Origin of the sequence: Pedobacter sp. (assembly GCF_040513095.1) — a bacterium.
GTDB lineage: Bacteria > Bacteroidota > Bacteroidia > Sphingobacteriales > Sphingobacteriaceae > Pedobacter.
This window is the reverse complement of sequence record NZ_JBEVDX010000099.1, coordinates 1-8,894: the sequence shown is the minus strand read 5'-3', so window position 1 is coordinate 8,894 and position 8,894 is coordinate 1. Positions and strand designations below refer to the sequence as shown.

Here is an 8,894-nt window from a genome sequence, read left to right as displayed (position 1 = left end):
CCGAATTGCCGGCCATTGATTATTCTGCGTTAAAGACTGCAGTGGACAGCCTTAAAGCTTCAGCTAATCAGTTAAATAAGGTTATTGAAAGTGGTTTGGAAGGTATAAAACAACCTGAAAAACTTAACGTCCTGCTTTATCAGGCAGAAAAACAGCTGCTGAGTGCAGATGGCTTACCAAGACGCCCATGGTATAAACATACAATTTATGCTCCGGGATTTTACACAGGCTACGGTGTAAAAACGCTTCCGGGATTGCGGGAAGGGGTTGAGGAATACCATGGAGAAGAAGTGAAACAGCAGGTTGCCGTGCTTACTTCATCTATCAGGAACTTGTCAGCTGCACTTGATAAAGCTGCGGCGCTGGTTAAATAACATAAGCAGACCGGTTTCTGGAATAAACAGGATTTATTACAGGGACCGGCTGTCTATCCTGAGGGTGAAACAGGTTTGCTCATCTGTAGAAACCACATTGAGCTTACCATGATGGGCACGGGCAATTTCTGAGGCGATATAAAGGCCCAGGCCGAGCCCGTCCTTACTGTTTTCTTCAGAGCCCCGCGAGAATGGCTGGAAGAGGCGGGCAATTTTAGCATCCGGTATTTTCTCTCCACAATTGCTTACCGAGAGTTCAAGCTCGCCATTATGGCTTGTGACCTTAACAGTGACTGGTTCATCAGCTTTGCCATAAGTGAGGGCATTTCCTAATATATTGGAGAATAACTGTGCTATCCGCACTGCATCGCATTTTACGGGTTCCCTTAGTTTAAACTCAATGTCGATACTGCGGTTTGGCCAGATGGCTTTCAGTTCTGTAATTACCTGTGCAAGGGCCGATTCAATAGGCGCATTTTCAGTCAGGTTCAGCGTTATTCCTTCCCCCAGTCGCCCACGGGCAAAATCGAGTACATTTTCAATCAGTCCGGTGATACGGAAAGAGCTGTCCTGGATGATATTGGCAAGTCGCAATGCGCGGTCGTCCAGTGGCATCCTGAGCAACAGCTGGGCACTGTTTCTTATCGCTCCGACAGGGTTCCTGAGATCGTGCCCCAGGATAGCAATAAACTGTTCACGCAGTTCTGAGGTGTGTTGTTCTTCCAGTAAATTTGTGGCAGAAAGTTCAATTTGCTCTATCGCATTCAGGTGAAAGGCGATGAGATCTGCAAATAATTTAAACATCCCTATGGTCTCTTGCGTATTCAGTACCGCAGGATTGGGGTCTATTGCGCAAAGTGTTCCAAAGAAGCGGTTCCCACTGAGTGTAATAGGGGTAGAGATATAACTTTGGAAGCCATATAAAAGTGGGGTATGATGGTCTGCATACTTTTCGTCAGTTGCTACATGATCAATCACTACCGTTTGTTTATTTTTTTCAATTTCCTGGCAGATGGTAGTTTTAATCTCCAGTTCTTCGCCTGCTTTCAATCCGAAATTGATGTTGTCTTTAACAGCACAGGCTACCCACCTTTCTTCGGTTACTCGTGCGACTGCGGCGAAACCCATACCCGTGATCCTGCATATAACTTCAAGGATACTGTCCACAGCAGGTATACGGCTGAATATTTCAATTTCTGCCTGCAGTTTAGTGTCGGTATTATCTAACATTGTGCTCTCCAAAAAATATCAATGCAATTTAAACATTCAATCCGTAACGAAGAATAAAAATTACTGTTTCTGTGAAGATATAGATGAAAGTACCTAATAAAGGATGAAGATACCTAATCATAAATGATAAAAACCCCTATGAATAACTCCCTGCGTCATAGATTCTGATTTTGGTATGAAACCAAACAACAGTTTTGAACGTATATCGTACATAAACTATTATCTATTTATGAGCATTGGTAAAGAAAAAGTGAAGCTTGAAAAATTATTGGTGTCTGTAGCAAGTGTAAAAACCATAGACGACCTGAATCTTGAAATCGTAAATGATGGCTACCGTGAATATGCTGTAATTATCAAAAATTTATACACCAAACAACCTAATATTTTTGGTAACCTCTATAATTACGATCTCAGGGAGATCAAAGAAAATAAAAAGTTTACTAAGGAAAGTTACACTGCCAAAGCCAGACAGACAAATTTTACAGTCTATCGTGACTCTGTTGTAGAAGCTATTGAAAGAACAATGGAATATATTTCCAGTTACGTTCAGTAATGATTAACCATCCTTGAATCCGCCTTCTGTCCTATAGTTTGTCTGTTTTGTGTTTCCGGAAGTTATTGTTGTATAATATAAACCGGCCACGTTTTGTCATTCAGGGACTATAACTGGATATAATCCGTAATATATTCAATCGCGCTTTCAGTGGCATGTACAAGGGCATCTTTATAAGCTTTGAAATGCGCTTGTTGTACCTCATCATCAAAATCTTCTTTTACCTTTTTTTTGTGGCTTCTGATTTCTGCGAGATCATAGTTGTAGAGGTTCGCAAAAACATTGGGGCTCACTTTAAACAATACCCTTATTATTTTTGCATATTCAATAAATCCTTCCTCAACAATCAGCAGATTTTGCTGGTCAAACGAGCTGACGTCTGTTAATGAGGTTAATAGCTTGTTAAGTTTTGTTTTTTCTTTACTTAATGTCATAGAGGAAACTAAAGTAACTAATTGAATGAACTTTGCATAAAAATAAAAACAAGGATCAATAATTAGTACATAATTGCTACAATTAATGTTTGATCATCTGGTCTTGCGGTCAGGCGCTTTTGTCCCAGTGTTTCACCAGCGTATAGAGCTCTTGCCTGTCGAAGGGTTTGCGCAGAAAACCATCTGCACCGGCTTCTGCGGCCATTTTTTCTATTCCGAGTAATGCAGACATCATAATGATAGGGATATGCGTTGTTTCTTCATTTGCCTTCAGCGTTTTACAGGCTGCGCTACCTTTTTCATTGCCCAGTAATTCGTCCATCAGGATCAAGTCAGGCTGAATAGTCTTTACCTCTTTAATGATCGATAAATCTGATTCATATATTACTTCGTGGCCTTCTTCTTTTAGAAGAACATAAACTATATATAAGATTTCTGCGTCATCTTCTATGACCATTATTTTTAATGCCATGCCTTCTATCTGGTTGTTCAGTATTACCCCTGGTTCTTTAGTGCGTTTTAATAACAGGCCGCAGGCCGAAAAGTTAGGGACAAATGCAACGTTTTCAGGAATGATTTAGCAGTCAGGGGAGTACAGATAAATTGTTTTACCTAGGTTGTTGGAATAATCTTCTTTTTATATTTTTTCTCTCTCAATGTAATGAGTTCTTCCAGGTCTTCTTTGAGGCCGCTAATCAGTTCACTGAGCAGGGCTACAGTATTATCATCATGGTTTAACAGCCTCAGCGATTCTGCCCCGGGTTGATTAAACTGTTTTTTAAGGACCATCGGGATCTTAAAGCTTTGTGCAGTATATGCACAAGCATAAGAATACAGGCAGGAAATGAATTCCGTTAATGCCCGCTCATAATACTGAGTCAGCTTTTTATAACTTTTGGACTTTTTAAAAAGCAATAGATAGGGGCGGTAACGCTGGGCTTGCTCAACTATAAGAGCATCATTCAGATCTTCTTCCTCATCAATTCCCCAGCGGATATTGAGCTCATGTTTTGCGTCAATCAACCTGCCTGTTGCAGTATATATATTGTTTACAAAAGGATCGTCAGTCTGCTCGAAAAAATCAAGGTGATCTATAGATTCTGTCCAGGCATTTGTAAATTCCTTACCATGTGATTTCATAGCACGTTTGAACGTCATATAATACATGTACTCATACAAATCTGAGTGCATATAAGTAATCATGACACCTAAACCCCTTACTGAGAGATTTAAATCAAAAGGGTCATTTCTGGAAACTTTCATAGGACAGCGTTTTGCTATTGTTTATGTTAGTTAAATATACTCGTTAAATAAAAAAACAAACGGTACAGGATTAAAGTTGTTTAATTTTATCATTCAATATAAATAGAATTTACTTCTTTATCAAATGGACATATTTTCTGAGCCGCAGGCCGAACTTAAACTTTATATGCTGTTACTGGGTTCCAAAGCCCCTCAGAGAAATGTAGAACAGCATGATTATTTCTTTGGCGTAGCCAGATCCTTAAAGGAACTGGTGCCCGAAATCAAGGCTTTCTGGCCTGAGGCCGGTAATAGCATACACATTGATGGCTGGCGGGAGGTGAATGCTGTTGAAGGGTATCAGATCAGGGCAGTGTTGAAAGAAGATGGCAGCAGTTCATCTGAGAAAAGCCTGTTTTTTATCAATCTGGGCGGTTATCAGGAAAATATCCTTGAAGAACAGCATTATATAGTTTTGACTGTTCAGGACGACAGGGCACTGGCAACGCAGCACGCCAAAAAAACTGTATTTTTTAAAAAGAACAGTATCAAAGGCGCCAATTCGCATATCGATGAAAAATATGGAATTGATGTAGATGATATCTATAAGATAGAAGAAATCCTCAGTGCGGCGCAAAAAGACCGCTATAAGATTCTTATTTCCCCTGCGGCTGACTTACCTGCAGATCAGGTTCATCTGGGATATTTTAAGCTGGATAAATTATAATCATGCACCGAAAAACTAAAAGCATCAATCGTTGTTAAGTTTGAAGTTAAATCACACACCCACATACCCATTGAAAGAAAAAAAACGCATTGCCATTCTTGGAGGAGGCCCAAGCGGGCTGTTCATGTACAAGAGATTTGTAGATGAGAATAGGACAGATATTACCATCGATATTTTTGAGAGAAAAAAAAGCCTTGGTGCTGGTATGCCCTATAGTACCGATGGTGCCAATGATGAGCATATAACCAACGTTTCGGGCAATGAAATTCCTGATCTGGTGACCAGCATTGCTGAATGGATCAGGACCGTACCCCAGGAAACATTGCAGCGCTTCCATATCGATCCTGATAATTACAATGACTACAAAGTATTGCCCCGTCTGCTCTTCGGACAGTATTTGTCGGCACAGTTTACTTTGCTGAAGCAGAAAGCCGCAGAACAGGGCATTCCAACCAATATCTATTTCAATAGCGTAGTGACGGATATAATAGATCATCCACAGCGCTCAGTTGTTGTAGTTGAAATAGGAGGGAGAGACAAATATGAGTATGACCATGTGATCATTTGCACAGGGCATAACTGGCCGGTCAAACACGAAGGCACGGTACCAGGATATTTTGATTCACCCTATCCGCCGGCCAAGCTCGCTTTCCAGGTAAACCATGCTGTAGCTATAAAAGGCTCATCTCTCACAGCAATTGACGGCATCAGAACCCTGGCAAGACATAACGGGTCCTTCAGCAAAGATACTGAGGGTAAACTGATATATATACCAGCTGATACCAGCCCTGACTTTAAGCTGGTGATGCATTCCCGTAACGGGATGTTGCCAGCGATCAGGTTTCACCTCGAAGATTCACATCTGGGGAAAGATACAGTATTGAGCAAGGAAGATGTAACAGCACACAGAGCTTCAAACGGCGGTTTCCTCTCGCTGGATTACGTATTTGATAAAAACTTTAAACAGCTGCTTAGCACTAAAGAACCAGAGTTTTATGCCAAAATCAAAGATATGAAGATCGAAGATTTTGTGGAGCTGATGATGGACTTGCGGGAACGGCTGGACCCTTTCCAGTTATTCAAAGCAGAATATATCGAAGCGGCAAAATCTATCAAACGAAAAGAGTCTGTTTACTGGAAGGAGATGCTTGGGGTGCTGAGTTTCGCAATGAACTACCCTGCCAAATATTTCTCTGCCGAAGACATGCAGCGCCTGCAAAAGGTACTGATGCCACTCATCTCTATAGTAATTGCCTTTGTACCTCAAAGTTCAGTTGAAGAACTGCTTGCACTGCATGAGGCCGGCGTACTCGATATCATTTCTGTAGGCGATGACAGCCATATCGAAGTAGTTCCGGAAGGAGGCATTGTTTATCATTACACCGATGAAACGGGAATAGCGCATGCCTCTCCATTCCAGACTTTTGTGGATTGCGTTGGACAGCCCCATATGTCATACCAGGAACTGCCTTATGAGAGCTTGCGCTCTGGCAAAACAGTTAGTCCTGCGCGCCTGATGTTCCAGGACGCAGCAGTAGGAAGGGCAGCGATGGAGAATGAAGATTCGCATGTGGAAACAGATGGAAAAGGTAATTATTACCTGAAGGTGTCCGGAATCACCATAAATGACAGCTTCCAGGCTATTGATGAGTACAATGCATTGAATGAACGCATCTACATGATGGCCGTTCCCTACATCGGAGGCTTTAACCCTGATTACTCGGGGCTCGACTTCTGTGAAGCGGCATCAGCTACAATTATAAAAAGTATCACCCAACTTGCGCCCGATCTTCATGAAAATTAACTTCTGCAGGCTGGTAATCACTTTGATGGTTGCTATGCCCTGCATACTTAAAGCGCAAAGCCAAAAACCCTACACCTTATTTAATCCTGTACCAAGGCAGCAGTTGAGAGAAATGGAAACCGACAGGCCAGATATGACGGAGTCACCATATACTGTGGATGCAGGTCATATCCAGTACGAAACGGATCTTTACCGGCTGGAAAAGGAGAAGGGAGAAACAAGCGATCAGCATACGCACTTATTTAACCAGGGGAACCTGAAAATTGGCCTGCTGCATTCTACATCCATTCAGTTTGGCTTTCAGAGCTTTGTTATAGAGAAGGAGAAAGAGCTACAAACAGGAGAAACCAGAACTGGTCGCGGTATAGGGGATATAAATATACGCATCAAGCAGAATATACTTGGTAACGACGGAGGAAACTTTTCCCTTGCCATTTTGCCCTATATTAAATTCCCCACTGCAAGGTATACAGATGACAGCAAATATGAAGGAGGCGTAATTGTTCCTATGCTGATCAGGCTGCCGGGCGAGTGGAACCTGGGTACACAGGTAGAAGCAGACAGGCTGAAAGATTCAGAAGAAAAAGCTATGCATACTGAACTGATGCAATCACTTAGTATCAGTCATGATATTATCAAACATCTGGAAGGAATAGGAGAAACTTACTATCGCTATGATTTTAAAAAACACCACTGGTCTAATTTCCTGAATGCATCGGCACAGGTAGATGTATCTAAGAACTTAAAGCTGGATGCGGGTTTGAACTACGGCCTGCAGACTGATGCAGAGAAAAATTACTTTATAGGTACTTCATTCAGATTTTAGTGTATTTGTTCATTATTTTACTACTTTCACCACTGATAAACTATGGAGAATCCTATCTCGTAAGAGAATAATGGATCTATTACAGCGCCCATGAAAAATACTTTTGCAACAGAAATCATTTTACCCAGTGAGCCTCAGCGTCTTGAAGCGCTAAGACGCTATAAAATCATTGGCACATATGCCGAAAGTTCTTTTAAAAGTATTGCCAAACTGGTTGCGGAAATTTTTCAGTCGTCCATTGCCATGATTTCTCTGGTAGATGATGAGGAGGTTTATTTTGGATCTAACGTTGGGATGGATGATACTGTTGGCCCCAGGGGAGAGAGTTTTTGTTCACTGACTGTTCTCAAACCGGACGTAAACGTAATTGAAGATGCCCTCAAGGATCCTGTTGTAGCAAGTAACCCGCTGGTCTGCGGTGATTTTGGATTGCGTTTTTACGCAGGGGCACCGCTGATTACCCATGATGGCTGCCTGATTGGGACAGTTTGCCTGGTAGACACCAAACCCCGGAAATTTGATGATCACGACAGAAAAGTACTGGAAGGGCTGGCCAAACTGGTGATGGAGCAGATAGAACTGAGGCTGCAAAACCTGCTTGACAGGGAGCAGCAGGTGTTGGTCAATCAGCAGCTTGCGGAGAGCAATGCAAGAATTAACGAGTTTATCAATGTGGCAAGTCACGAATTGCGGACACCGGTAACCAGCCTCAAGGCTGCGATGCAGATTATGGACAGGATGAAAGAAAATCCGAAGCCGGAGATGATGATCAAAATGATTGCACAGTCCAACAAAAGCCTTGACAAGCTCACCACCCTCATCACCGATCTTCTGGGCAGCAACAGGATAACGCAGGGACAACTGAACCTGAGAAAAACCCGTTTCAACTTTGCCGATGTAGTTGATGACTGCAGCGAGCATATTCGTGTGGCGGGTACGCATGAATTGGTTGCCGAGGGTCTGATTGATATAGAGCTTGAGGCTGATGAGCAGCAGATCGAGCAGGTGATGGTGAACCTTGTAAACAATGCAGTGAAATACGCACCTGATTCCAAAAAAATTTACATTGCTACTGAGCAACTGCCCTCTGAGCTAAAGATTACGGTGCGGGATACTGGTCCCGGTATTCCGGAAGAACAGATTAAGCATCTTTTTGAAAGATATTACCGGGCAGATTACAGCGGCTACCAGTACTCAGGGCTGGGACTTGGTTTATATATTTCATCTGAAATAATTAAAAAGCACGGCGGCAGGATAGGTGTTGACAGTATTGTTGGTACCGGAACAACGTTTTGGTTTACCCTTCCACTGCATCTTCCTGAATAATATCCTCCCTTTGTGTATTAAATAATATACACTTTTTCCCCAGCGGTAAACAAGAGCAAAACTGCTCATTTTAGCCTTTAAAGTACTTTCGAGACAGTTTTAGGGTTTATATCACACAAACTGGTTGTGTGGCTGAATTATTTCTAAGGTGGAAGTAACAATCTACTTTATAAATAAATAAAATGGCTTCTAAATTTACTAAATCTGCGTTGATACTTTCCTTAGTAGGATTATCAACTTCTTTGTTTGCTCAGGACATGAATTCTGACACAACAAAACGTTTTGACAAAAAAGACTTCCGTACCTGGTCAATCGGCCTTAACGGTGGTATGTTAACTCACTATACTCCATTCAACGGAAACAGCAATGGCGATTTCC

10 protein-coding genes are annotated in these 8,894 nt (G+C 41.9%); 6 read left to right on the top strand and 4 right to left on the bottom strand.

Annotated features, from left to right (window positions below; translation table 11 throughout):
• Positions 1-374 (top strand): transferrin receptor-like dimerization domain-containing protein (locus tag ABWY16_RS11850; RefSeq protein WP_353904853.1); only part of this gene is annotated, 374 nt, incomplete at its 5' end.
• Between the two features lie 36 nt (positions 375-410).
• Here the strand turns inward: ABWY16_RS11850 and ABWY16_RS11845 are convergent.
• Positions 411-1,604: a GAF domain-containing sensor histidine kinase gene (locus ABWY16_RS11845; RefSeq protein WP_353904852.1), complete on the bottom strand. Its 1,194-nt coding sequence runs from the start codon at positions 1,602-1,604 to the stop codon at positions 411-413.
• Positions 1,605-1,833: 229 nt separating this feature from the next.
• On the opposite strand from ABWY16_RS11845, the gene ABWY16_RS11840 reads away from it, so the two are divergent.
• Positions 1,834-2,157, top strand: coding sequence for a hypothetical protein (locus ABWY16_RS11840; protein WP_353904851.1), 324 nt, complete (start codon positions 1,834-1,836; stop codon positions 2,155-2,157).
• Between the two features lie 107 nt (positions 2,158-2,264).
• Here the strand turns inward: ABWY16_RS11840 and ABWY16_RS11835 are convergent, their stop codons facing one another.
• The 3 genes from ABWY16_RS11835 to ABWY16_RS11825 all read right to left on the bottom strand — a co-directional run bounded on the left by ABWY16_RS11835 (position 2,265) and on the right by ABWY16_RS11825 (position 3,854).
• Positions 2,265-2,591 carry a hypothetical protein gene (locus ABWY16_RS11835; RefSeq protein ID WP_353904850.1) on the bottom strand — a complete coding sequence of 109 codons (327 nt, stop codon included), beginning with the start codon at positions 2,589-2,591 and terminating at the stop codon, positions 2,265-2,267.
• Positions 2,592-2,700: 109 nt separating this feature from the next.
• A complete protein-coding gene (locus ABWY16_RS11830; RefSeq protein WP_353904849.1) occupies positions 2,701-3,063 on the bottom strand; it encodes a response regulator in 363 nt (120 codons plus the stop codon).
• Positions 3,064-3,203: 140 nt separating this feature from the next.
• Positions 3,204-3,854 (bottom strand): hypothetical protein, encoded by a 651-nt coding sequence (locus ABWY16_RS11825; protein WP_353904848.1) that lies wholly within the window; start codon positions 3,852-3,854, stop codon positions 3,204-3,206.
• 124 nt (positions 3,855-3,978) lie between these two features.
• Here ABWY16_RS11825 and ABWY16_RS11820 point away from each other — a divergent pair, with 124 nt between their 5' ends.
• The 4 genes from ABWY16_RS11820 to ABWY16_RS11805 all read left to right on the top strand — a co-directional run bounded on the left by ABWY16_RS11820 (position 3,979) and on the right by ABWY16_RS11805 (position 8,516).
• The gene (locus ABWY16_RS11820; RefSeq protein WP_353904847.1) at positions 3,979-4,560 is read left to right on the top strand and encodes a DUF1543 domain-containing protein; all 582 of its coding nucleotides are present in this window, start codon (positions 3,979-3,981) and stop codon (positions 4,558-4,560) included.
• A 70-nt stretch (positions 4,561-4,630) separates the two neighbouring features.
• Complete coding sequence (locus ABWY16_RS11815) at positions 4,631-6,364, top strand: FAD/NAD(P)-binding protein (RefSeq protein WP_353904846.1); 1,734 nt, start codon at positions 4,631-4,633, stop codon at positions 6,362-6,364.
• Entirely contained in the window at positions 6,354-7,190 is an 837-nt protein-coding gene (locus tag ABWY16_RS11810) for a transporter (RefSeq protein ID WP_353904845.1), read from the top strand. Before ABWY16_RS11815 ends, ABWY16_RS11810 begins: the two co-directional genes overlap by 11 nt.
• Before the next feature lie 90 nt (positions 7,191-7,280).
• Positions 7,281-8,516: a GAF domain-containing sensor histidine kinase gene (locus ABWY16_RS11805; RefSeq protein ID WP_353904844.1), complete on the top strand. Its 1,236-nt coding sequence runs from the start codon at positions 7,281-7,283 to the stop codon at positions 8,514-8,516.
• Positions 8,517-8,894 lie beyond the last annotated feature (378 nt).

What these genes read in the sequence shown, in the direction of transcription:
- ABWY16_RS11840 (WP_353904851.1), top strand. Translation starts at nt 1,834, where the DNA reads ATGAGCATTGGTAAAGAAAAAGTGAAGCTTGAAAAATTATTGGTGTCT.
- ABWY16_RS11810 (WP_353904845.1), top strand. Translation starts at nt 6,354, where the DNA reads ATGAAAATTAACTTCTGCAGGCTGGTAATCACTTTGATGGTTGCTATG.
- ABWY16_RS11805 (WP_353904844.1), top strand. Translation starts at nt 7,281, where the DNA reads ATGAAAAATACTTTTGCAACAGAAATCATTTTACCCAGTGAGCCTCAG.
- ABWY16_RS11835 (WP_353904850.1), bottom strand. Translation starts at nt 2,591, where the DNA reads ATGACATTAAGTAAAGAAAAAACAAAACTTAACAAGCTATTAACCTCA.
- ABWY16_RS11825 (WP_353904848.1), bottom strand. Translation starts at nt 3,854, where the DNA reads ATGAAAGTTTCCAGAAATGACCCTTTTGATTTAAATCTCTCAGTAAGG.
- ABWY16_RS11830 (WP_353904849.1), bottom strand. Translation starts at nt 3,063, where the DNA reads ATGGCATTAAAAATAATGGTCATAGAAGATGACGCAGAAATCTTATAT.
- ABWY16_RS11820 (WP_353904847.1), top strand. Translation starts at nt 3,979, where the DNA reads ATGGACATATTTTCTGAGCCGCAGGCCGAACTTAAACTTTATATGCTG.
- ABWY16_RS11845 (WP_353904852.1), bottom strand. Translation starts at nt 1,604, where the DNA reads ATGTTAGATAATACCGACACTAAACTGCAGGCAGAAATTGAAATATTC.